Genomic DNA, 22,427 nt, shown 5'->3' on the forward strand with positions numbered 1-22,427 from the left:
TTATATAACATAATTTTTATAAATATTGTCTCAAGAAGGAACTAGACATACAGTCCCCGCAACTAGATATAAAGACGATCTGTCTAAGGTTGCGTTTTGAGCATTCAAACGAGCCAGCCTGTTTCAAATATTAAGTGAAGAGAATTCAAGACCTCCTATGAAAAAGTTACTACTGGTGCTCGCGCTTGGTTGTGTAATGAATGTAAATGCCTCTGATATAAATGAGAGAAGAGAACACATTGAAAAGATGGAATCTAAAATATCCATCTCATCTGCAAAGAGAAAATTTAGATCTGAGCAAATCCTGAGCAAATACGACGTCCCAATTAATAAAAACCTTCCGTATATCGAGGATGAACACGAGGCTTTAGTAAGGAGTACAGAAGAGATTGCCAAAAGAGCTATCGCTTTACTTACAGTAGCCGTGAAAGCACATGGAGTTAACCAAGAAGGCATAGATGGAATAGTTGAAACTTATGATCTAGAGAGTGTGCTGTCGCCAAATGAAGTGAAGTTTATTAACGATGAGTCGCCTTCCGAATATGATACAACCCAATTTATCTGGAGGTATGAAGCAGCTTGGGTTCTTCTATGGGCGTTAGGCTATGTTGAAGAGTTATCCTATCCAAGCACTATCTGTGATGTGAATGCAGCTATTGCGTTTGTTGATCAAAGATCTACAGAACAGTTCATCTCCGACGCTAAATTAAGACCAATTAACGAAATCCTTGATGAGACAGATCTTATCTACCGTTATCACTGGGCAGTAGTAGACGCTCGCATCAATGGACGACCAACTCCCTCAGGGATAAATTCAAGTGTCGTGTTAGAAAGACACTACACCTTAAATTGGCTCGTAGGTTATATGGGCCAAGAATGGGATGATGTATCAACAGACACGTAACGGGTTGCGGTGTTTGATACGTTAAGCTAACACTTTTAGTGCAGCTGTTTGTTGCACTAATTGGTCAAAGTGGAAAATGCCCCAAAATTACTTAGACTAAATACTCTATGCAAATAAGAGGGCGTGCGTTGACCCTACTAAAACTGATTCGATTGAGCTGATAACTCTTCTTTCCGTTACTCGGTGACACCTTGTACTCTAACTTCTCTTTATGTGGCATAAGGTATTGATTGTCAGTTGAGTTAATATGAGAATGAACGTTAGGGCTCTAGGAGAATACGGTGTTAAACAAAGATATCGCTAAATTTTCATACAAGTGCATGTCCGATTCTAAATGGAGAAAACTGTTCGGGGTTGTTAATGACTCAAGTTTGAAAATGGTACAATGTACGTGGAAACTTGTAGGTGAACAGCAATGCCGAAGTGGCTTCGTTCCCGATTTAGAGCAACTTGGTGACAATTATGTAGGCGACTGTGGCGCTTTGAATGGTCCTTTTGAATTCAGGCGTATTGAATGGCTTTTATTGCCTCAGCGAGTTGAGTTTAAGCCATATAAAAATGCACCAACGCAACACAAAACGCAGGATTTAATGCCAATATTAGAGCATTTAAATATGCTCGGGAGTTTCGAAGTAGAGATGGACAAGGTAGGGTTGAGAATATATGGCTACAAGCCCTAACAGATTAACATTAAGCTTTGCGTAGCCAACGTAAACTCCTAAGTGTTGAACAAACCTGAGCCTCTATATACTTAACTTGTGCGTCCTGCACGTCAGTTTTACTATTTGCCATATGGGTAGTTATTGATGGCTTGCTAATTTAGCAAAACCTCTGGCACATTTTTGTCCAAAACCTTTCTAGAGTCCCACCAATTCCCACCATTACCACGACATACCAAACCTTCCCCTCCATTTTCATGACATTAATCAGTTATCTTATTAAATAATCGCTGTCAGCTTTTACATTCGGTTGAAAGACAAATAACCACACTCACCCTACTGTCTTTTGGGCGAATCAAGATAATTACTCTTAGAGATTTCAACAATTCATTGAGAGTATGTTCTATGAAAAAAGCGACCGTTATCTTAGCTCATCCACGAATGAGCAGTTCTTATGCTAATAAAGAGATCATTCGCCAAATTGATCGACAAATGCCCGAAGTCGAGGTGCGTGATATTGCCTCTCTGTATCCCGACTTTCAGATTGATGTACAAGCGGAGCAAAAAGCCCTTGAAGAATCAGACGTTATCGTCTTTCAGTTCCCTTGGTGGTGGTACAGCTCACCTGCTATTTTGAAACACTACTTGGATGAAGTCCTTGAGTTTGGCTGGGCGTATGGCCCGAATGGCAACGCTCTTGTAGGTAAGCACCTTATTGTTTCAACCACGGCTGGTGGTGGTGACTCATTCTACAAACCAGGTGGAGCGAACCATTTCTATATCGATACCTTATTATCGCCATTCGAAGAAACCGCATTGAAAGCGCGAATGATCTGGCACCGCGCGGTTCGTAGCCACGATATGGCGTATGTACCAGGCATCTACCACAGTGAAAAGTCGGTAAAAGCGAGGGCCAAACAACACGCAGATGAGCTGATTAACGAGATCAAAACGATCACGGAATTTTCAGAAGAAGAACACATTAAAGATTTTCTAATCAACGATTGGTTTCCTGCTTCGGATGACCTCGAAGAAAACGGCCACTTCACGGCTCACTTCACCCTAACGACACATTTCGATTTTGATGGCAAAACATACAAAGCACATGAGGGGTTTGTCGAGTGGATTGAGGGGCTTAGAGCGACACTAAAACCTGGTACGATCAAACATACAATTCAATCGTTTAACATGACCAAAGGTGACAAATCCGCCTTTAAAGTATTCATGACGATCAATATCAAGGCTCAAACGATTGACGGCCAAGCGATTGACACAACCACCAGCGAAGAGTGGTCCATCGATTTGACAGTAGATCATAAAGTCATCATTACAGAGCGCCTCTCAAAAACGATCTAATGGCGCTGAAGCCGCGCTGTTTAATTGCGCGGCTTTCACTCCCCCCACCTTTTCGAACACTTTTTTAATCGTTTTGGTTTAAATAGATTCAACTCGTTACCCACTACTAGGTTAAAAGTGCAGAGTTAGAATAGAACCCAAGCAATCAATACTGTGGATGTGATATGCACTTAAAACATTACTCCAAGCAGATCAATCTCTTTGAGCTTTGGTCACCAGAATATAAAGAAATCATCAAGCTTGATCAGGTCATTGAGCAGCTGTCTAATGACCAAGCTTTGGCGGCTTACGTAAAAGCTCACCCAGCACCAATCGTTTCTGTTGATCAGAAAGAAAAGTGGGTAAAAGCCATGCTTACACTACGCCCTGCCGGTTACCATAACGAGTCTCTTTTTAGAGCGATTGATCATTGGTGTATTCAGACAAACAGTGCTAAGCCAAGTGTCAACGTATCTGACTTACCTGTAAATAAGCACCACAGTTGCGGGACCAAACTAATCACATGGCAGGGCGATATCACAACCTTGCAAGCCGATGCCATCGTCAATGCCGCTAACTCACAGATGCAAGGGTGTTTTCAGCCGTTTCATGCGTGTATTGACAATGCCATCCACACCGCTGCGGGTCCAAGACTTCGAGAAGATTGTCATACCATCATTCAACTCCAGGGTGAGGATGAAATAACGGGCGCAGCCAAGCTCACTCGTGGTTACAACCTACCAAGCCGTTATGTTTTGCACACTGTAGGACCCATCATCCATCGAGGTACTCTCTTGACCAATGGTGACAGACAAGCTTTGGCTGATTGCTATAACAGTTGTTTAGATCTTGCTTTAGAGCATGGTGAAATTGAGTCAGTAGCGTTCTGTGCGATTTCTACTGGTGTATTTGGCTTCCCAAAAGAAGAAGCTGCAGAAATTGCCATCAACACGGTTAACGCGTGGCTAAGTCGCCATAATCACAAGATTAAACACGTTGTTTTCAACACATTTGATGAGCAGACAACAGAACTTTATCAGAAGGGATTAACACTATGATTCTGAATGCTCAGTTAAACCAGCTACGTGGTCTTATTGATGAGTCAGACGCAATTTTAGTTGGTGCTGGTGCAGGAATGTCGATCCCTGCTGGCATTGACCTTGATGATCGTGAAGCGTTCAAAAAAAATTATCCTGCGATGACTCAGTACGGTTTTGAATATGGTTATCAACTATTGGGATATCCGTATCAAGATGACAAACTTAGATGGGGATACCTCTCTGCAAGTTTAATGGACAGTGCGCGCTTGGGGCGTGATGAGACTTACCAGAACCTTAAGACCGTCTTAGCTGATAAAAACCATTTCATCATGACAACGAATGTCGATCGTCTGTTCTACAAAAATGGCTTTGATGGCGACAAGATTTATACGCCTCAGGGTGACTCTTTCTTGTTTCAATGCAAAACACCTTGTTCTCAAGACGTATGGGATGCTTTGCCATTGCTTGAAGAGATGGAACAGCACATAAATCCAGAAACCCAGATGCTCACCGATGACAAATATGTACCCACCTGCCCTCATTGTGGTGGCGAAGTCTACATGAATGTGAGAAGTGGCCCATTCTACATCAGCAAGCATTACGAGCCTCAACATGAAAGACTCAATCAATGGCTAACCGATATCGCAGGTAAGAAACTTTTACTGCTTGAAATTGGTGTTGGCTTTAACACGCCGGGGGTCATTAGAGCACCTTTTGAGCACTTAGCTACACAAATTCCGAACTGTACTTTAGTTCGAATTAACCCAAAAGATGCTCACGGGCCAGAGGGGACGCTCTCAGTTCAACAAGGCATCAAAGAAACGCTCTCAAGTTTAGTTTCAGCTTAAGGAAATACCTATGAGTAAGACATACCTATACATCCAATTTAAAATTAAAGAGATGGAAGCCTTTCAACAGTACGCTGCAAACGTATCTGACACCGTAGCTTTGTATGGCGGCAAAACTATTGCAGTTAATAAGGAACCTAGCGCACTTCATGGTTCAGTTGATATCGATGCTAGCGTGATTCAAGAATGGCCATCTCTAGAAGCCGCGCAAGCTTGGTTAGATTCACCAGAGTATGCGCCACTTAAGCAATTACGTGATGATCGTGCTCTTAGCGACCTAAAAATCATTCCAGTACCAGCACTAAGCTGATCCATAATTAATAACCATTGTGCCCTTTTTTACTCGACTTTTCGGGCACTTTGGTTATTTCCACAGGAACTCTGTTGAGCCATTGAATCCCTGACCTCTACTCGTCCACTCAAGATTTTGAGTATTTTACGCGAACGAAATCTGGCGTTTTAGTTCATCGATAACCAACTCAACCGCTTTGGTTTTTGTCTTCGTCGGGTACACCAAGTAAATCCCTTCATCACTCGCAATTTCAATCTCAGGTAAAAGCTCAATGAGCTCTCCACTTTCTAAGTGTTCTTGAATCATAAACGTTGGGAAGATGCCGTATCTACTGCCCCTTAATACACTTTGTACGATCAACTCAGCGTCACTTAGCAGTAAGTTGCTTTCCAAACGGTGAGACCGAATCACGCCTTCCGAGTCGTAATAAGAGAACTGCTTATTGGAGTGTTCTTGTCGTGCATAGAGCACCGAAGGTAGCGAGGAGAGATCATCAAGAGACTGTGGCACACCGTATTGAGCAATGAAGCTTGGCGTGGCGACGAGCTTAAAGCTAAAACTGTGTAGCTTCTGCGCAACAAGATTGGTATCTCTTGGTTTCCATACCCTAAGCGACAAATCAAAGCGTTGCTTAATCAAATCGACCTGATCATCGTTAAGCTCAAATTCGATTGTCAGTTTGCTAAATTGGTCACTTATCTTCTCTAACACAGGAAACACATATCGCCTGCCGAGGTAATAACCGCAAGTGACTCGAACTGTACCCTGTATCGTCTCTTGTTCGAGATTGGCAGATTCGACAATATTTTGAGACAACGCTTTGATTTTACATGCATCTTGATACGTCGCGTTACCCAATGAGGTTAATGATAGCGAGCGCGTTGAACGATTAAACAGCACGCTCCCCAACCCTTGTTCTAACTTTTTTATCTGGCGACTGATGTATGCGACATCTGTATCTCTCAGGTTCGCAGCTGCGGTGAAACTGCCAGCGTCAACAACATCGACAAACACCATCAGTAATTTCAAGTCTAGGTTTGTTTCACTCATCACTTTGCCTATTGCCTATATGTACAAAAGTATTTTGTGTGTTGTTGTATTTATTGTCAAAAGATTCACCCGTAAATTCGTTTGTATCCATTGGAGCAAAGCAATGCTCACTTAAAGCAACTGTCTATTGGGAGAACCTCATGATTATCAATACAGTAAAAGGCCAAGTAAAACCTGAATTCAAAGAAAAGTTCATTGCTCACATGGCAGAACTTGCTGAAACAGTCAGAGCAGAAAAGGGTTGTATTGCCTACGACTTGAACGTCGATACAGAAAACGAATTAGTGCTCTTTCTTTTTGAAAAGTGGGAAAGCAAAGAAGATATTCTTGCTCACCTAGCAACAGAACACATGCAGTCTCACCTTGCTGAAGCGCAGCCATGGTTCGACTCACTAGAGATGGAAACATTTGAAGCAACCAAGTTTGATCTGTTCTGAGGTAGATAATGGACAAAACACTTATCGGTACATGGGCATTAAAAAGGTTTACGCTCACCAGTGACAATGGTGACGATGTCTTATTCCCATTTGGTGAGGAACCCAGCGGCCAGCTTATTTACACCGAAGACGGTTTTATGAGTGTTGATCTGCACAATAGTGAGCGCGAAGCTTTTTCGTCCGATGACATTTTATCTGGTAGCGAACAGGAATTCGTCTTAGCGATGAAAACATACAGTTCTTACGCGGGCCGGGTGGTTGTCAAAGAGAAAGGTAAGCTAAAACACGTGATTGAGCATTCCCTATTTCCTAACTGGGTTGGCCATTCAGAAGAACGAGAATACAGCGTAGAAGGTGACAAACTCACGCTGAAAACACCTCCATTTTTCATTGCGGGAGCAGAGAGAGTTGGCGTCGTAATTTTCCAAAAGCGAAATTGATATGAGGTGAATAATTCGAGTCGGGGGTATTAAAGCATGGCCCAGGTCTAGCCAAATAACTCAACCTTTCGAATTTGTCTAAGGGAAGCAAATGACCGCTTCCTTTAGTATTCGAAATACGTGCATGGATACGCTGAAGCACCGATTTCATTTTCCGATTAATATACAAAAATAGCCTTCCCCCTCCTCCGGCTCGTCCATCAAATGGCACTTCATGAGCAGAGATCTATAGCAAGTCATTGTAAACATAGACAACATAGACAACATAGATATTGTGAATTCATTACAAGCTACAGACAATTTTATGAATATTTGAGCTCGGTAACCTAGAAAAGCTAGACTTCGAAGATTATTTAATTCACGCTTAGAAATAAATAGTTACATAATTTTCGCTTGTTCCGAATGGAACTGAATCTAACACTTAAGAAGGTTTACAATGCTTAAGAAACTCTCATTGAAAAACAAACTCGCGATTTCAGCGAGTACGGCCATCATAGTCGGGGGGCTACTCGTAGAAGCCTTGTCATTCAATGCTTCACTAAATCGCATGGATGTAGAAGTTGAGCAGCGCCTTGAGAGTACAACGGCATCTTATAATCAATACGTAACTGATTGGTTGCTATCGAAGGAGCGAGCCTTGACTTCGTTGTCTCAAGAAGTCAATAAATCCGCTATCGTGACGCACCTTAAGCAAGTTAGCCACTCTGCAGATTTCGATAACGTATTCTTGGCTTATCCAGATGGTAGTCAAGATAACGCAAATGGCGTTGTGCTGCCGCCAGGAAACGATGATCCGCGTCAATGGGGTTGGTATATCAACGCCGTCGCCAATCCTAGCAAAGTATTTATGGACAACCCAACCGTTGCCGCCGCTACCGGTGCCAATGTTGTATCTTTAGGTAAAGCGCTCAATCTGCATGGCCAACAGGTCGTATTAGGTGCTGATGTAGAAATCACTGACATTCTAAATAGCATGGATAAAGTGATCCTTCCTGGCGACGGCTATATGTTCATCGCTAATGAGAAAGGCAATATCTTTACTCATAAGGACACTAAGCTTCTTAATCAACCAGTGACACAACTGGGCTTAGACTTCGATACCATTCAGAACGCATCACGCAGTGGCCAAGACCAATCAATTTCAATCTCTGGGGAAAAGTACGTATTATACGCTCAGCAGATTGATGGAACGTCACTAACAACCGTTACTGTCATAAACTACGGTTCTTTGGTCGCACCTTTATTTGAGGCTGTGTGGGGTCAAGTATTAGCAACAGCCATCGTAGTAGTTATTTGTACACTGCTATTCAACCTACTTTGTAACATCCTATTTAGGCCTTTAAACAACGTTTCGCAAGCACTTGAGCAAATTGCCAATGGTAGTGGTGATCTTACTCAGAGAATTGATGTCGAAAGCGAAGATGAAGTGGGTCGTCTCGCCCATAACTTCAATACTTTTGTGAACAGTCTACAAAAATTGATTGGCCATATCCGAGAGCAAGCGCATCTCATCAATGAACAGTCAGATAACAATACACAGCGCTCTAACCATGCCGTTTCCGAGATTCACCACCAGCAACAAGAGATCACCATGGTTGCAACGGCGGTAACTGAGCTTGCAAGCGCGACACGCGAAATCGCCTCCAACGCAGAGCAAACGGCGAATGCAGCGCAAGGCTCAACCGAGAGCACCAACAATGGCCAATCTTTAGTACAAAGAACAAAAGGATCAATCAACAACCTTGCGATTGAACTGAATGAAGCAAGTTCTGTTATCAGTGAGTTGGATCGCCACGCACAAGAGATTTCGACTGTACTTTCGACTATTCAAGGCATTGCTGAACAAACCAACTTATTGGCACTTAACGCTGCAATTGAGGCTGCGCGTGCAGGTGAACAAGGTCGAGGGTTCGCTGTAGTAGCTGATGAAGTTCGCGTCCTGTCACAACGAACTCATGCATCCACAGAAGAAATTAAAACAACGATTGATACACTCCAGCAAACCACGACCCGTGCAGTAAGTTTAATGGATAGCAGTTCAGGTTTAGCAAACAAGTCCGTGTCAGATGCGGATCAAGCAACCAATGCCCTGAGTGAAATCCATGATGCAGTTTCGTTAATCAGCGACATGGCAACACAAATTGCTACAGCAGCGGAAGAGCAAACACACGTCACAGGTGAAATCACACAGAACATTACCTCTATAAAAGACGTTGCCGACGAGCTTGTCATCAGTACTCAAGATAGCTCACGAGAATCAACGAAGTTGAAGCAGCAAGCGCAAGAACTAACAGACAAAGTAGCTACCTTTAAACTTTCGTAGTTTTTGCAAAAACAGCTCACATTGAAAACGGCCAGGCTCATTAGTGTCTGGCCGTTTTTTTATTACTTAAGATATGAACAAGACGCATCATATGTAAGCTTAAACCTAACAGTTCATTAGGCTTTGTGACTATTATCTTATACACCTGATTAACATAAAATGGTTTTCATGTTGTTACGACTATAACTGGTTACATCCACAACATCCGACTCTATCGACTAGAGCCTCTTCCATTAGATCACAAGCTCACAGAGCGACCCAACGCAAGGAGACATATAATGTCTAACATTATTAATCTACAAAACACTCCAGATAAAGACGGTGTTGTAAGCCAAAGTATCTCTTTTGATAGCAATGGAACAACGTTAAAGGGAACGCTATATACACCAGATAATCAAAGTGCCCCACTCCCTGCTGTTGTAGTGACAGGTGCTTGGACGACAGTAAAAGAACAAATGCCTGGTACTTATGCTCGCGAGCTAGCAGGACGTGGTTTTGTCGCACTTGCATTTGACTTCACTGGTTGGGGAGAGAGTGAAGGTTCACCTCGTTATGTAGAAGATCCTGCAGTAAAGACGGCTGATATCCAATCCGCAGCAGATTTCCTTACGGCTCTTGATATTGTAGATAGCTCAAACATCTCAGGTGTAGGGGTGTGCGCGTCTTCTGGCTATATGGCCGCTGCCGTCGCCGACAATAGTAATCTTCAAAAAGTCGCTTTAGTTGCACCTTGGTTACATGATCCAGCAATCGCTGAAGCGGTGTACGGTGGACCAGAGGTTGTCCCTGGTTTAATTGCCTCAAGTGAAGCGCCTGGCGCAGCAGAGCAAGTACTATTAGGTGCAAGTACAACTGACGAAACAGCAGTCATGTACCAAGCTCCTTATTACACCGAAACAGACCGTGGTTTGATTACTGAATATGACAACAAGTTATCCGTTGCGAGTTGGAAGCCATGGTTAACTTATGATGCCCAAAGCTCTGCAGATAGATTAACCAAACCAATGTTAATGGTCGGTTCTCCTTCTATTGCTTTACCAGTAGGCGCTGACGCATATGAAAAGAGAATGAAAGCTCCATTAACAAAGCTTTGGCTCGATGATGACGTAACTCAGTTTGATTTTTATGATCGTACTGATGTGGTGAACGATGCCAGTGATGCAGTTGCTGCATTCTTTAAAGGGTAATAACAATACTCTCGATAACCACACTACAGGCGAACTGCAGTAACAACAGGTTCAAAGTCTGCTATTACTGCAGTTTTTTATTTCTTCGATAACCTAACTTGTCGGCCTAGGAAGTATTAAAACAACGAACTATGCCCATAATGGTGTTGGGTCGATAAAAATACGATAGTCACAGATTTTTTCACCTCTCAGCCTCAAAGTGCTTGTTGCTGGAATTTCAATTTCTCGTCCATCCCTCAATGTATAGCGAACACGACATTCAACAGATACAACCTCCTGACCTGCGGACATTCCTTCCCAAACCCCATCGACCACATGTTGTATGGACATAAAACGTTCCGTTGAATCCGCAAACACTTGTCTCGCATATTCAACGCCAATTGTCGCTTCGAAATTACCCATTCTAAGGCGAACATCATCCGTCATATAAGCGGTAATATCTTCAATTTTTTGAGAGTCTACGACCATAAAAAAACTAAGTGCCCATTCAGTTCGATTCATACTCACTCCTAACCCTATATTTATTAGACAATTTCACTTAGATTACAGCTTCACGATTTTTCAAAGAAGAACGTAACAACCTAATAAATAATTAGCCATTAACTAACACTCTTAAGTCAGGTTTGATAATTTTATTAGCTAGTGTAAACATAATTAATAAAACATAGATAATAGAACCCAACAAAGTAAATCCAACATATAAATAACAACTAATAATACAATATCGAATAATTTTAGATACCAGTGTTAGCTTCTTCCTAACAAACTAATAGTGAACCCTTTCCTTACATTCCATTAGTGTTAACCGATATTATTACTATGTTTATTCAACCTCGTAGATATCGAGATTTAAACGTCATTATCAAATAAGGAAATAAATATGAATGTATCAGGTTCAGCACCAGTACAAGTGCCACAACAAGTTAGCACTCCACCACCTCAACAAGCAGCCCCTCAGCCTGCACCACCTGCTGCTTCTCACAGCTCTGGTGGTTGTAGTGGTCATGGCATTTCTATCTATGTATAGAGTTTAAACAATACTCATTGTGTAAATTACTTCTTGCCTTTGCAAGAAGTAATTTACGGATTTTAACCCTGTTAATGACAAAAAATGCTCAGAATACTTAACCATTTTAATTAAGCAAGAAAGTACTACGAATAAAGCAGTTTTATTCAATAACTCTTATCAAGCGATGTTTAAAATTATCCCTAAATGTTAAAAACCAAAAAGGGAAAGTGCATGAGATACTTATTACTTGCTTTAGCTCTATCACCAAGCTTGACCTACGCGCAGCCGCTTCCACCAGCTATTGATTGTTATCAGACTAATACTCAATCAGAAGATATTGATGCCTATATGTCTTGCTTCGCGGAAAATTCTGTCATGACTGATGTTTCACGTAATTTCGAGGGTAAAAATGCTATTAGGCGCTGGGCACTCAGAGAGGTAATTCCCTACGGCCGAAGCTTTTCACATGTGAGAATACTAGAGAAAAATGATTCATACGCCAAAACAGAAGTAGCCTGGAGTACTTGGATTGCACATTACCATTATTGGTGGAACAACGACGGGAAGATCACTCGTATGTCTCTTCAATATGCAGAATAAATCGTCTTTATCAGTCCATATACTGCTTTGCGCCTAAATGTCGGTTCCAAGTTCGACCTAAGCGCAGGCCACCCGAATGTTTTGGGTGGCCTTTTTGTTTATGTTCAATTGCCACATTCATAGCTATTTCTTTGGTTTTATATATTCCATTAACTACCAATTAATCTGTTTTTTATCTCTGAAAAACTGTCCTGTTGGCCCTTTATCATCCAACGTTGCTAGCCAAACTGCCGTCTCAGCTCCCAATTCAGGAGACCTTGACGCTGACGCGCCTCCCATACGAGTTCTCACCCAACCAGGACACAATGCGTTGATTTTGACGCTATCAGGATAGTTATTCGCGGCAACTTTAGTTATTGCATTTAGCGTCGCTTTGCTAATCGAGTACGCTGCAGGGCCAGTGAGTCCATCAGAAAATGCGCCCCAACCAGAAGATACGTTAACAATACGACCATAGGCATTGTTTTCCATGCGATTTCCGAAGAATTGGATGAGCTCGTACGCTGCGAGTGCATTGACCTGCATGGAATGCATCAAATCTGAACTGCTTAGGTTTGAAAAACCTCTCTCTTCAAGTACGCCTGCATTATTAACAAGGACATCTATCTGAGGATACTCTGCACCAATTTGGCGGATTTGTTTATTGAGCTTCTTAGGGTCAGAAAGTTCAAGCTGTACGACTGACACATCTCCGTGAATTTCTCGAGCGACTTTAAGCCCGTCTTCTTTATCACGACAGGCAAGCAGTACCTTCAATCCCTGCGCTGCCAATGATTCGACGATCGCTTTTCCGATTCCTCGATTACCACCCGTAACCAAGGCTATTTTTTGGCTTGTTTGTTTCATATTCCACCTCAAGCTAAACAGCCTGTCACTAAGGTAACAGGCTGATTTAATACTCAATAACACGACACTATATCGATTGACTCATGGTTTCTACTTCATAGATTGAGCGAATTTTTCGAAGAACTTGTCAGACTCATAGAGATTTCCTGAGAAGTTCTGAACGCGTTTGATTTTGCCGTCTTCAATTTGATAGAGAAGGATCCAGTTCAAATCAACGTTCTCATCTGCATTTGAGCTCCAGCCTCTGTGCGCATCAATAACGTAAGTATCGTTCGCTGCAAGAATCATTACCTCAGCAGCAAAACCAGCTTTGCCAAGTTGATTAAAGAAATCGACAAACTCATCAATACCACGCTTAGTGCCCGCAAGTTGGTGGCGGCCAGGAATATGCCACTCTACATCTTCCGATACAAACTGCTTCAGACCTTCCATGTCACCTTTACCGTAAGCACCAAAAAAACCTTGTACAACTTTAAGCGCATCGCTGTTTTCCGAGCCAGAGGCCACAGGGTTGGCTGGCTTTGGCCACAGTGCAGGATTGTTTATCTCAACTGCATCCTGAGCAGCTTGTGGGTTATTCATTGGCATGTCACCGGCGAATGCAGATGTTGAAAAAAGCCCTGCAAGTAGCAGCGAGCGAGTAATTACATTTTTCATGGTGTTTGTCCTCTGTTGTAAGGTTACGTTGTTCAGACGGTTGCCACCGAGTAGATCCATATTTCAAAGCTACCTGGAGCATCAACAGTGACAATTTCACGCTAAGGGTGTTAGGTCGCCTAAGTCACTTAAAATAAGAGCAAACTAGAAAGTTACTCATCTGTTGATGATTCTATTCTAGGTTATGGATTGATAAATTAAAGATGACACAAGACTACTAGACTGTTAGCCTTTTCCTTACGTAAAGCAAAATGGATTTAGCGATGAAAGGTGCAGGAGCAAGTTATAATCAAATCGTAATTTTTCACAGTATTGCGAAGGAAGGTAGTATTCGAGGGGCCGCTCGTAAGCTAGAAATGGCTGCGCCTTCTGTCAGCCAATCGCTCAAGCTACTAGAGAAAAAATTAGGACTGCCTTTATTCAGCCGCTCAACGCGACAAATGAGCCTAACCGAAGCGGGGAAATTTTTACTGGAAAACACCACGGATGCGATCGCTTCTCTCGATTATGCATTGGAAGGTGTCCATGACTTATCCCACGCCCCTTCAGGAAAGGTAAGGATGACGGTTCCTCGGTTTGTTTATCAAAGCGTTATTCGCCCTATCTTCCCCGAGTTTTGCAAGTTATACCCAGATATCGAACTCGAAATCTCAGTATCAGACACGTCAGTGAATATTATTAAAGAAGGGATAGACGTTGGCATTCGCTTCGGAGATCGAATTGAAGAAGGCCTTGTCGCCAGAAAACTGACCGACCCAGTGAAAGAAGCCCTTTTTATATCACCAGACTACAAGCAGCAATATGGCATTCCTAAAGTTCCGCAAGATCTACAGCAACATAAACTGATTCAATATCGTTTTGGTGCCTCAAATAAACTGGCCCCGCTTCTACTCGATCAAGATGGAAGTACGATAACTGTTGAGATGCCTCTGGCCATGATAGTGAACGATACCAATATCAGTATCGACGCTGCGAAAGCTGGGATTGGTATTGGTCGGTTTTTAGCAACGTTGACAGAGAAGCACTTCAAAGACGGTACTTTAATACCGATTCTTGAAGACTACTGGCATGAAATCCCTGGGCTTTACGTTTATTTTTCTCAAAATAGTCAGAAAGCGAGGAAAACGCGCGTGCTTATCGATTTCCTGATAGAGAAAGCGCAACTCAATGAAATCTAGATGCTAGGTTTCCCCCATCAATCACGAGTGAAAAGCACTTTAATGATGGGATATTTTGAGTGTTAGGCGTTTAGGCTATTCCAGCGGTCAAGGTCGGCTTTGGTATCAATATCGACATCAGCACTCTTTATCTGTATCGCTTTTACTGCGTCTTCAGTATAAAGGATTTTTTTGGCTCCACTATCGCCACTCAACGACATCAATTTCGAAAAATATCGCTTAGGAAAAAGTGCTGGCACGCCACACTGGCCAGCGTACAGAGCACAAACAATCTCACTACCGTCGTATTCGGAAACAAGCAATTTGAACGTTTCGGATGTCAATGCCACTTGGTCTGCGAGAGTCACCAATATTGCTTCATAATCATCTGCTAAGCAGCCAACACCGTATGCGATAGAGTGACCAATGCCAAGACTCCATTCAGAACAATATAGTAGTTTACATGGAGGAACTAACGCCTGGCATTGGGCATGTTCAATGTCGTCGTGCCAGCGCCCCGTAACCACGTAAACATCGCCAACCTCACTTGTTGTAGCATTCACGATAGAGTGAGACAAAAGACTGTCCCCAGAACTCATTTGAGCGAGCAGTTTACAGCCATTAAACCTTTGGCTTTGTCCTGCCGCTAAAATCATGATTGCTAACTTCATCTTTTAGCTGGCTGCTCGTTTTAGGCTTTCGTTCTCAGGTAGCACGCCACTCAATGACGCAGCCGTTGTTTGGCTCATTGCCGCTTGACACTCAGCAAGAATGGCTAAAGCGATGGTTTCAGGCAACTCGGCCCCAATATCCAAACCAGCAGGCCCTGAGAGTGGAACACTCAGCTCATCGACCGCTACGCCTGACTGTGACAATACGCGATCTCGTCGGTTGGTGGGCCCGAGTAAAGCGATGTAGCTCAGCGGCACACTCTTCAAAGCGAACAATGCTTGGCTATCTAACTCTACATTGTGTGTCATCAGAATTGCCGCTTGCACCGTATGTTCTTTGCAATAGCGTGTTAGTTCCTCTTCACTGCCGGCCAAGCGCTGTTTCACTTCAGGGAAATACTCTGGTCTTGCATTGGCAGGTCTCGGATCCCATATCGTGACTTCCCACCCTAACTGGAGAGCAATATTGGCCACAGGTCGCGCATCAATCCCACCACCGGCAATAAGCAAGTGAGGTGGAGCCTCTACTTGCGTCGAAAGCCACAAACCCTTTTCATCTTTGATCAATTGAGTGTTTGATTTTGTACTTCTGAGCCGAACTGCGCCTGAACTAAAGTTCGCATAAACTTCATCAATCGCGATTTTCTGAAGATACTCGCCCTTACGACGTTCTTTCATCGCGGCGAACAAATCGGGCAGGCAAAGATAATTGTTCTCACTCGAGATAGGTTGCAGTAATACGTGGACCGTCCCACCACAACCAATTCCTAACTGGAACGCAAGATCGTCCTCGTCACTCCCATCATAGGTTAAGGTTTTTGGCTTTTTTGTCAGTATGACCTTACGTGCTTGCAAATGGATATCCGATTCTAAGCAGCCGCCACTTAACATACCAAGCTGTTCACCCGAATCACTAAAAAGCATCATTGCGCCTGCTTTTCGGTAAGCAGACCCTTCCGTTTTGAACACAGTCCCCAATACCCAATTAGATTGGTCTTTTCTTGGAAGCCATTGCGACAGAACATGAAATAAGTGATTCGACATATTACTCCCCATTCCCTTATCTGTTATCGACGTTTACTGAATTACCCTAACCTTTAAGGTTGAGGGGCAACACGTGCTGTCTGTTGCCAGTAAGGGCAGCAAACGCGTTTGCTACAGCGGGCGCAACAGGTGGAACACCCGGCTCGCCAACCCCTGTAGGTGCCTCTGCCGATGGTACGATATGAACTTCGACTTCCGGCATCTGGTTGATGCGTAGCACTTGATAGTCATGGAAGTTTGACTGATTTACCGCCCCACCACCATCCAAGGTAATCGTACTCATTAGGGTTGGAGACAAACCAAAACCAACACTGCCTTCCATTTGTGCCTTGATGACATCTGGGTTTATTGCAACGCCACAATCGACCGCACACACCACTTTATCAACGCTCAACATGCCATTTTTCATCGAAACTTGGGCAACTTGTGCGACATAAGTAGCAAACGACTCATGAACAGCAACACCAAGGGCACTTCCTTCTGGTAGTGACTTACCCCAGCCAGCTTTTTCTGCCGCGAGTTTAAGGACACCTTGCCAGCGTGGGTGTTTTTGTAACAGCTTCATTCGATACTCAACCGGGTCTTTGCCTGCTTTGACGGCCAGTTCATCGATCATAGTTTCAACGGCAAATGCAGTGTGCGTACTACCTACAGACCTCCACCATTGCACCGTCGGGCCTTCTTTAACCGTTGTTAATTCAAGAGAGAGGTTGGCAATGTCATAAGGGTTATTCGACGCACCCTCGACCGAAGTCGCGTCAATGCCATCTTTGACCATAAAGGCTTCGAAAGCGGTGCCATGCAGAATAGACTGACCAACGATATGTTGTTGCCAAGCGTTGATATTGCCATCAGCATCTAAACCAGCTTTGACTCGATGGACATAGGCCGGTCTGAAGTAACCTGCGCGGGTGTCGTCTTCTCTACTCCAAACAAGCTTTATCGGTGTGCCCTTTTTCTGTTTTGCAATTTCGACCGTCTCTAATAAGTAATCCGATCTTGGGTTGGCTCTTCGTCCGAAACTACCACCAGCTAACAACATATTGATGGTGACTTGCTCCGGCTTAATACCCAATAAGTTTGCAATGTTCATCTGGTCGACTGTCTGAAGTTGCTCGCCATTCCAAACCGTACAAGCATCATCAGAAACTTGCGCGACACAGTTCATCGGCTCCATGGTTGCATGCGCCAAGAAAGGAAACTCATAGGTGTTGTCGATCACAACATCTGACGACTCGAGAGCTTTAACAGCATCACCATCAATTCGAGCCGGCAGTCCCGGTTTCTTTGAGAGTTCCGTGTATTCTTCCATTATCTGAACGGAGCTTTTTTTGAAGGCCTTACTCTCATCCCAAGATGCAACGAGTAGGTCTCGTCCCTTTTTTGCGCTCCAATAATCAGTGGCTAATACGGCAACCCCAGTTGGAATGGTAATGACGTCAACAACACCCGGAGAAGCTTTCGCGCTTTTAGAGTCGACCGACTTCAGTGTCGCGCCGAATTTAGGCGCATGAAGCACCATAGCCGTCAGCATGTCAGGCAATTTGAAATCTTGAGTAAATATCGCCGTGCCGTTGTTTTTCCCAATATCTTTTCGACTGAGCTTGGTTTTACCAATCAAAGTAAAATCGTCTGGCGATTTAAGAGAGACGGTACTTGGGTCGGGAACTGGCATTTTGGCAGCCTCTTCGGCCAAGTCACCAAAACTTGCCTGTTTATTCCCATGACTCACCACACCTGAAGAGACGACAATTTCATCGGCGTTTACGCCCCACTTTTTCGCAGCAGCAGCCACCAACATAGACTTGGCCACTGCACCGGCAGTTCGTAATTGCATGTAAGAGTTGGCGATTGCGGTACTACCGCCCGTTCCTTGCATAGGGCCCCATAACGTGTTGTTGTAACGCGAAGCATCCGCCGGTGCACCCTCAGGAACCATTTGTTCCCATGCCGCATCTAACTCTTCAGCAACAAGTGTCGTTAACCCTGTGTAAGTTCCTTGACCCATTTCAACGTGTTTGATCATCACAGTCACGGTGTTGTCACTGCCAATACGAACGAACGCATTTGGTTCAAACGATACATCTGATGCCGACTGTTCGGATGCAAACGCCTTTTGATTGGTTATCGAAACACCCAGAGTTAACCCAGCTCCAACACCACCGATCAATTTTAGAAAGTCACGGCGACTAGTAGCAACTTCTTGTGTTGCCATTGATAAAGACATTAAGCGCATAATCGTTCACTCCATCTCACGACAACTTTGTTGAAGCTTGTTTGATTGCATTGCGAATACGAACATAGGTAGCGCATCGGCACACATTACCAGCCATAGCAGCATCAATATCATCGTCCGTCGGGTTTGGGTTTTGCTCTAAAAGCGCAACTGCCGACATCACCTGACCTGATTGGCAATAACCGCATTGCGGGACCTGAAGTTCGTCCCACGCTTCTTGAACTACTTTTGCTGCAGGGCTCTCCACCCCCTCAATCGTAGTGATTTTTTGTCCAACCGCAGCTTGAACAGGTGTAATGCAAGAGCGAATAGCCTGACCATTCAGGTGAACAGTACACGCACCACACAATGACATACCACAGCCAAACTTAGTGCCCGTCATAGAAAGGTGATCTCGAATCACCCATAGGATTGGAGTATCTGGAGTTGCATCGACACTTACATCGACACCATTTACGTTAAGAGTTAATGCCATGGAGCTTCTCCTGCTCGCCGAAATTTACGTATACACAGTCATAACCTAAGGCGAAAACTGCTGTGTATACTCCCTTCGATGTGGCTGACCTAAAAGAGCCATAGTGCAAATTATAGACAAGACTGGAAGCTATGCTTAAAGATGGAACTGGTTAATATCTAATTGTAAACGATTCACATTATCGATAAAGTAAAGCCTTTAAATACTAATAAGTTATGGATAATGACAAACGTTAAAAAGGCTCTACCTATTATATTCGCAGTCGGTGTTGGCTACGCCTCAGGTGCCTACCTTCATCACACATCATCAACAAAAATCACGCCTGCAGAGGTTTTCACTGCAAAGACACAGGCACCACCCGTCGAGACAATAGAAAACAATGACGGCGCGTCAGCTAATGGGGAACGATTACCCAAACCTCCTGAAACGTTTCCAAAATTTATCAAAGAAACCCTCGATGACTATGGTTTTGATTTGGCCAATCTTACGGAGCAGCAGTGGTCAGAATTCACAAGCCTATCGGCCATTGATTACTTCTCAGAGCGACTTAGTCCAGAAGTCGTGTTTTACATTGCCATGACTCTCAATGACCAAGAGCTGATCACTAATCTTATCGAGCAGGGTGCTGATATAGACAAGCGGGTTAGAATTCAGAACTTTCAATATCCGTTACTTTTTGCCGCAGTAAAATCAAACATCGAGCTATTTTCGCAACTGGTCGATGCTTCACAAGATATCAACGCGAAGATCTACAGTCCGCTGATTAGAATGATCAGTCGCTCCAATCAAGAAGTGAGTGTTCAGCGTGAGAAAATTGATTATTTGCTCGCGGCAGGTTATGAGCTCACCGATACCTATGATCACATCATCCCCTTAGTCACTTTTGGTGATGCGAACAATAATCCCTATATAGCTGAGCAGCTCAACGAGTTTGACCCAAACCAGAGAGCCAAAAATCGTATTGCTTTAGTGAGTTTAATGGGAGCTGGCGCCAATGACGATGTAGTAATGTCAATGATAAATAAGCTAGATCGTAACTTAGATGAAGAGAATGCTAACACCATTATAATCACCGCTCTACGTTCAAGCGATATCGTAAGGGGCGAAACCATGACAGCACTTTTTGATGCCGGCATTGACCCAAACCTAATAGGGCCAGCTGAAATATCCTTTGCTGCTGCGGCATTTTTACAAGCCGCGTCAGCAAAAAACGAAGAGCGCTTTGGGCAAGCTATCGAAAAACTTGATGCTATAGTCGCTGCGGGAGGAAAGCTTACCAACAACAGGGTCACCGACGAACGCGTTAGACAAGCCTTTGATTCGTTTAAACAGCGTGACGGTGAAACCCACCCAGATAAATATCGAATTCTGGAAGCATACATCAAATAGTTTGGAGCATCGTACAATCCCATAAAAATGTAAAAGTAAGTAAATTAAGACTCCACAGTCTTCAAGACGTTTGACTCTCAAACGTCTTCAATTTACTTTCTGAATCAACGTAACCTTTCAATAACATTAATACGGGCGATATGGATTCTGTTACTCAAGCTGCGCTGGGCGCAACGGTTGCTGGTGCGATTGCTGGAAAACGCTGCAACGCAAAGGTTCTCCTCGCAGGTGCAGCCTTGGGCACACTACCAGATTTAGATGTCATTCTGGATTACGGTGATGCCGTTCAAAACACCATTAAGCACCGAGGCTTTAGTCACTCGTTGCTGGTGCTCCCACCTTTCGCATTACTGATTTCATGGCTGTATTGCCGCCGCTACGCTGACTCGTTTTGGACACTGTCGAGAGTGTTCTTCCTAACGGTGAGTGTACTGGTAACACATACCTTGTTAGACGCGATGACTACCTATGGCACCCAACTCATTTGGCCATTTGAAGGATATTTCGAGCTTCGCAACGTATTCATTATCGACCCTTTGTACACCCTACCCTTATTGCTAGCGATTGGTGTGGCTTTAATATCTAAGCACAAAGGAGGGCGATGGTGTCAAAGTGTTGTACTGCTATCCACTCTCTATTTGGGATGGGGTTATGTATCGCAGCAAGTGATTTCTGAACGCGTTGAACAGAACTTACTTGCTCAAAAACTGCCCGGGCAGCAAGTGTTGATTACACCAACAGCGTTCAACACCTTCTTATGGCGCGTGGTTGTAATGGACGATGGGCAATATTGGGAAGGGTTGGCGTCAGTTTTAGATAAAGACAAGCACATTGATTTCATATCTCGTCCACTTGGGAATTGGCCATTAGAAGAGAAACCAAACACACTAAAGGGGCTCAATGCATTTTCTCATGGCTACTTAAACTATAGAGTGGAAGACGACGCCTTAATTGTATCGGACCTGCGTTTAGGTATGGCGAATAACCTATCATTTGAGTTTGTATTTGCAGAGAAAGATAGCAATGGTAAATGGAAATTGCTTGAAGCGACTCGACGTTACCCAAGTGAACGAGGCCTAGATTTACTCGAACCACTTTGGCAACGTTTGAAGGGCGATCAGACCATTGATGCGAACTTACAGAGAATCGAAGTGAGCTATAAACAGTAACAATTACAAGTGGCCAGTGGTGTTGAACTCGAAAAGTGTCCATCACTGGCTATCATTGGATAAGTGATAATATTACCCTTCCCACTCTGATCTAAGCACGCCATATTTAATTGAGTCATAGTATTCGCCCTCAAAGTAGCGGACTTTGCGCAGCCTCGCTTCTTGTTGGAAGCCAAGTTTAGAGGCAAGCGACATCATTCGTGGGTTACCCGACCATGTCGTTAAACCCACTCGCTCAATCTCTTTTGTTGCAAAAAGATAAGAAACCCAGAGTGAGACCGCGAGTGCTGCAATGCCCTGCCCCCAATAATTGGCATCATAAATGACCACGCCAGCTTCTAACCAACGTGTTTCTTCACACTCCCAATAACAGTTCACTGTTCCAATTGGGATATCGTCTGCGGTAATAAGTTGTAGTTCTGTACCCGAAAGTAACCGCTGGAAAAACGATGCTTTAAATTGCTCAAGCGTTGGGTGTGAGTATGAGAAGTAAGGCCCATTATATTTTGTCCACTCATTATTAGAGGTAACTAAAGCATGTACCTCAGTCAGCTCACTGGCTTTGGCTGGTCTTATATTTATGCGTTTCTGTTCCACTCTGTATCCCTATTCTATTATCCAATCTATGGAGTCCTTCTACCGAGCTTAATTGCAATATT

The 22,427-nt window shown here is 43.6% G+C and carries 24 protein-coding genes; 15 read left to right on the top strand and 9 right to left on the bottom strand.

The annotated features are described in order from the left end of the window. Nucleotides 1-157: 157 nt before the first annotated feature. The 6 genes from FIV04_RS24875 (at nt 158) to FIV04_RS24900 (ending at nt 5,096) form a co-directional block, all read left to right on the top strand. Nucleotides 158-904: a DUF4272 domain-containing protein gene (locus FIV04_RS24875; RefSeq protein ID WP_152471068.1), complete on the top strand. Its 747-nt coding sequence runs from the start codon at nt 158-160 to the stop codon at nt 902-904. Between the two features lie 281 nt (nt 905-1,185). Further along, the gene (locus FIV04_RS24880; RefSeq protein WP_253895609.1) at nt 1,186-1,584 is read left to right on the top strand and encodes a hypothetical protein; all 399 of its coding nucleotides are present in this window, start codon (nt 1,186-1,188) and stop codon (nt 1,582-1,584) included. Nucleotides 1,585-1,968: 384 nt separating this feature from the next. Further along, a complete protein-coding gene (locus FIV04_RS24885; RefSeq protein ID WP_152471069.1) occupies nt 1,969-2,919 on the top strand; it encodes an NAD(P)H-dependent oxidoreductase in 951 nt (316 codons plus the stop codon). Nucleotides 2,920-3,083: 164 nt separating this feature from the next. Then, complete coding sequence (locus FIV04_RS24890) at nt 3,084-3,956, top strand: protein-ADP-ribose hydrolase (RefSeq protein WP_152471070.1); 873 nt, start codon at nt 3,084-3,086, stop codon at nt 3,954-3,956. Then, nucleotides 3,953-4,786 (top strand): NAD-dependent protein deacetylase of SIR2 family, encoded by an 834-nt coding sequence (locus FIV04_RS24895; RefSeq protein WP_152471071.1) that lies wholly within the window; start codon nt 3,953-3,955, stop codon nt 4,784-4,786. The genes FIV04_RS24890 and FIV04_RS24895 overlap by 4 nt, the downstream gene beginning before the upstream one ends. 10 nt (nt 4,787-4,796) lie before the next feature. Continuing rightward, nucleotides 4,797-5,096, top strand: coding sequence for a DUF1330 domain-containing protein (locus FIV04_RS24900; RefSeq protein ID WP_152471072.1), 300 nt, complete (start codon nt 4,797-4,799; stop codon nt 5,094-5,096). A gap of 126 nt (nt 5,097-5,222) precedes the next feature. Here the strand turns inward: FIV04_RS24900 and FIV04_RS24905 are convergent, their stop codons facing one another. Further along, on the bottom strand, nt 5,223-6,128 hold the full coding sequence (locus FIV04_RS24905; protein WP_152471073.1) for a LysR family transcriptional regulator: 906 nt from the start codon (nt 6,126-6,128) through the stop codon (nt 5,223-5,225). A 140-nt stretch (nt 6,129-6,268) separates the two neighbouring features. On the opposite strand from FIV04_RS24905, the gene FIV04_RS24910 reads away from it, so the two are divergent. The 4 genes from FIV04_RS24910 (at nt 6,269) to FIV04_RS24925 (ending at nt 10,515) form a co-directional block, all read left to right on the top strand. Continuing rightward, nucleotides 6,269-6,565 carry a putative quinol monooxygenase gene (locus tag FIV04_RS24910; RefSeq protein ID WP_152471074.1) on the top strand — a complete coding sequence of 99 codons (297 nt, stop codon included), beginning with the start codon at nt 6,269-6,271 and terminating at the stop codon, nt 6,563-6,565. Between the two features lie 8 nt (nt 6,566-6,573). Then, a complete protein-coding gene (locus FIV04_RS24915) occupies nt 6,574-7,005 on the top strand; it encodes a lipocalin-like domain-containing protein (RefSeq protein ID WP_152471075.1) in 432 nt (143 codons plus the stop codon). Nucleotides 7,006-7,441: 436 nt separating this feature from the next. Then, the gene (locus tag FIV04_RS24920; RefSeq protein WP_152471076.1) at nt 7,442-9,328 is read left to right on the top strand and encodes a methyl-accepting chemotaxis protein; all 1,887 of its coding nucleotides are present in this window, start codon (nt 7,442-7,444) and stop codon (nt 9,326-9,328) included. Between the two features lie 278 nt (nt 9,329-9,606). Continuing rightward, nucleotides 9,607-10,515 (top strand): alpha/beta hydrolase, encoded by a 909-nt coding sequence (locus FIV04_RS24925; protein WP_152471077.1) that lies wholly within the window; start codon nt 9,607-9,609, stop codon nt 10,513-10,515. 129 nt (nt 10,516-10,644) lie between these two features. Here FIV04_RS24925 and FIV04_RS24930 read toward each other — a convergent pair whose 3' ends face one another. Next, a complete protein-coding gene (locus FIV04_RS24930) occupies nt 10,645-11,016 on the bottom strand; it encodes a nuclear transport factor 2 family protein (RefSeq protein ID WP_152471078.1) in 372 nt (123 codons plus the stop codon). A 379-nt stretch (nt 11,017-11,395) separates the two neighbouring features. On the opposite strand from FIV04_RS24930, the gene FIV04_RS27045 reads away from it, so the two are divergent. Together FIV04_RS27045 and FIV04_RS24935 are read left to right on the top strand one after the other, a co-directional pair. Next, nucleotides 11,396-11,542: a hypothetical protein gene (locus FIV04_RS27045; RefSeq protein ID WP_172974327.1), complete on the top strand. Its 147-nt coding sequence runs from the start codon at nt 11,396-11,398 to the stop codon at nt 11,540-11,542. A 213-nt stretch (nt 11,543-11,755) separates the two neighbouring features. Further along, nucleotides 11,756-12,124, top strand: coding sequence for a nuclear transport factor 2 family protein (locus FIV04_RS24935; protein ID WP_150873204.1), 369 nt, complete (start codon nt 11,756-11,758; stop codon nt 12,122-12,124). Nucleotides 12,125-12,277: 153 nt separating this feature from the next. On the opposite strand, the gene FIV04_RS24940 is transcribed toward FIV04_RS24935, so the two are convergent. Together FIV04_RS24940 and FIV04_RS24945 are read right to left on the bottom strand one after the other, a co-directional pair. Further along, nucleotides 12,278-12,970: an SDR family NAD(P)-dependent oxidoreductase gene (locus FIV04_RS24940; RefSeq protein ID WP_152471079.1), complete on the bottom strand. Its 693-nt coding sequence runs from the start codon at nt 12,968-12,970 to the stop codon at nt 12,278-12,280. Nucleotides 12,971-13,060: 90 nt separating this feature from the next. Continuing rightward, nucleotides 13,061-13,627, bottom strand: a complete 567-nt coding sequence (locus FIV04_RS24945; RefSeq protein WP_152471080.1) for a nuclear transport factor 2 family protein — start codon at nt 13,625-13,627, stop codon at nt 13,061-13,063. 263 nt (nt 13,628-13,890) lie between these two features. Between FIV04_RS24945 and FIV04_RS24950 the strand changes: the two genes are divergently transcribed. Continuing rightward, on the top strand, nt 13,891-14,805 hold the full coding sequence (locus FIV04_RS24950; protein WP_152471081.1) for a LysR substrate-binding domain-containing protein: 915 nt from the start codon (nt 13,891-13,893) through the stop codon (nt 14,803-14,805). Between the two features lie 62 nt (nt 14,806-14,867). Here the strand turns inward: FIV04_RS24950 and FIV04_RS24955 are convergent, their stop codons facing one another. Genes FIV04_RS24955 through FIV04_RS24970 form a run of 4 tightly spaced genes read right to left on the bottom strand, consistent with a single transcriptional unit; the run spans nt 14,868 to nt 19,210 of the window. Next, nucleotides 14,868-15,455 carry an NTP transferase domain-containing protein gene (locus tag FIV04_RS24955; RefSeq protein ID WP_152471082.1) on the bottom strand — a complete coding sequence of 196 codons (588 nt, stop codon included), beginning with the start codon at nt 15,453-15,455 and terminating at the stop codon, nt 14,868-14,870. Between the two features lie 3 nt (nt 15,456-15,458). Then, nucleotides 15,459-16,499 (bottom strand): XdhC family protein, encoded by a 1,041-nt coding sequence (locus FIV04_RS24960; protein ID WP_152471083.1) that lies wholly within the window; start codon nt 16,497-16,499, stop codon nt 15,459-15,461. A gap of 46 nt (nt 16,500-16,545) precedes the next feature. Next, a complete protein-coding gene (locus FIV04_RS24965; RefSeq protein ID WP_152471084.1) occupies nt 16,546-18,735 on the bottom strand; it encodes a xanthine dehydrogenase family protein molybdopterin-binding subunit in 2,190 nt (729 codons plus the stop codon). A 16-nt stretch (nt 18,736-18,751) separates the two neighbouring features. Next, a complete protein-coding gene (locus FIV04_RS24970) occupies nt 18,752-19,210 on the bottom strand; it encodes a (2Fe-2S)-binding protein (RefSeq protein WP_150873198.1) in 459 nt (152 codons plus the stop codon). A gap of 222 nt (nt 19,211-19,432) precedes the next feature. Here FIV04_RS24970 and FIV04_RS24975 point away from each other — a divergent pair, with 222 nt between their 5' ends. After that, a complete protein-coding gene (locus FIV04_RS24975; protein WP_152471085.1) occupies nt 19,433-20,599 on the top strand; it encodes a hypothetical protein in 1,167 nt (388 codons plus the stop codon). A 140-nt stretch (nt 20,600-20,739) separates the two neighbouring features. Continuing rightward, nucleotides 20,740-21,768, top strand: a complete 1,029-nt coding sequence (locus tag FIV04_RS24980) for a metal-dependent hydrolase (protein ID WP_152471086.1) — start codon at nt 20,740-20,742, stop codon at nt 21,766-21,768. A gap of 72 nt (nt 21,769-21,840) precedes the next feature. Here the strand turns inward: FIV04_RS24980 and FIV04_RS24985 are convergent, their stop codons facing one another. Then, nucleotides 21,841-22,365 carry a GNAT family N-acetyltransferase gene (locus FIV04_RS24985; RefSeq protein ID WP_152471087.1) on the bottom strand — a complete coding sequence of 175 codons (525 nt, stop codon included), beginning with the start codon at nt 22,363-22,365 and terminating at the stop codon, nt 21,841-21,843. Between the last annotated feature and the right edge of the window lie 62 nt (nt 22,366-22,427).

The sequence above is a fragment of the Vibrio sp. THAF190c genome (assembly GCF_009363355.1).
Lineage (GTDB): Bacteria > Pseudomonadota > Gammaproteobacteria > Enterobacterales > Vibrionaceae > Vibrio > Vibrio fortis_A.

Coding starts and splice junctions, on each gene's coding strand:
- FIV04_RS24875 (WP_152471068.1), top strand. CDS start 158: ATGAAAAAGTTACTACTGGTGCTCGCGCTTGGTTGTGTAATGAATGTA.
- FIV04_RS24885 (WP_152471069.1), top strand. CDS start 1,969: ATGAAAAAAGCGACCGTTATCTTAGCTCATCCACGAATGAGCAGTTCT.
- FIV04_RS24890 (WP_152471070.1), top strand. CDS start 3,084: ATGCACTTAAAACATTACTCCAAGCAGATCAATCTCTTTGAGCTTTGG.
- FIV04_RS24895 (WP_152471071.1), top strand. CDS start 3,953: ATGATTCTGAATGCTCAGTTAAACCAGCTACGTGGTCTTATTGATGAG.
- FIV04_RS24900 (WP_152471072.1), top strand. CDS start 4,797: ATGAGTAAGACATACCTATACATCCAATTTAAAATTAAAGAGATGGAA.
- FIV04_RS24905 (WP_152471073.1), bottom strand. CDS start 6,128: ATGAGTGAAACAAACCTAGACTTGAAATTACTGATGGTGTTTGTCGAT.
- FIV04_RS24910 (WP_152471074.1), top strand. CDS start 6,269: ATGATTATCAATACAGTAAAAGGCCAAGTAAAACCTGAATTCAAAGAA.
- FIV04_RS24915 (WP_152471075.1), top strand. CDS start 6,574: ATGGACAAAACACTTATCGGTACATGGGCATTAAAAAGGTTTACGCTC.
- FIV04_RS24920 (WP_152471076.1), top strand. CDS start 7,442: ATGCTTAAGAAACTCTCATTGAAAAACAAACTCGCGATTTCAGCGAGT.
- FIV04_RS24925 (WP_152471077.1), top strand. CDS start 9,607: ATGTCTAACATTATTAATCTACAAAACACTCCAGATAAAGACGGTGTT.
- FIV04_RS24930 (WP_152471078.1), bottom strand. CDS start 11,016: ATGAATCGAACTGAATGGGCACTTAGTTTTTTTATGGTCGTAGACTCT.
- FIV04_RS27045 (WP_172974327.1), top strand. CDS start 11,396: ATGAATGTATCAGGTTCAGCACCAGTACAAGTGCCACAACAAGTTAGC.
- FIV04_RS24935 (WP_150873204.1), top strand. CDS start 11,756: ATGAGATACTTATTACTTGCTTTAGCTCTATCACCAAGCTTGACCTAC.
- FIV04_RS24940 (WP_152471079.1), bottom strand. CDS start 12,970: ATGAAACAAACAAGCCAAAAAATAGCCTTGGTTACGGGTGGTAATCGA.
- FIV04_RS24945 (WP_152471080.1), bottom strand. CDS start 13,627: ATGAAAAATGTAATTACTCGCTCGCTGCTACTTGCAGGGCTTTTTTCA.
- FIV04_RS24950 (WP_152471081.1), top strand. CDS start 13,891: ATGAAAGGTGCAGGAGCAAGTTATAATCAAATCGTAATTTTTCACAGT.
- FIV04_RS24955 (WP_152471082.1), bottom strand. CDS start 15,455: ATGAAGTTAGCAATCATGATTTTAGCGGCAGGACAAAGCCAAAGGTTT.
- FIV04_RS24960 (WP_152471083.1), bottom strand. CDS start 16,499: ATGTCGAATCACTTATTTCATGTTCTGTCGCAATGGCTTCCAAGAAAA.
- FIV04_RS24965 (WP_152471084.1), bottom strand. CDS start 18,735: ATGCGCTTAATGTCTTTATCAATGGCAACACAAGAAGTTGCTACTAGT.
- FIV04_RS24970 (WP_150873198.1), bottom strand. CDS start 19,210: ATGGCATTAACTCTTAACGTAAATGGTGTCGATGTAAGTGTCGATGCA.
- FIV04_RS24975 (WP_152471085.1), top strand. CDS start 19,433: ATGACAAACGTTAAAAAGGCTCTACCTATTATATTCGCAGTCGGTGTT.
- FIV04_RS24980 (WP_152471086.1), top strand. CDS start 20,740: ATGGATTCTGTTACTCAAGCTGCGCTGGGCGCAACGGTTGCTGGTGCG.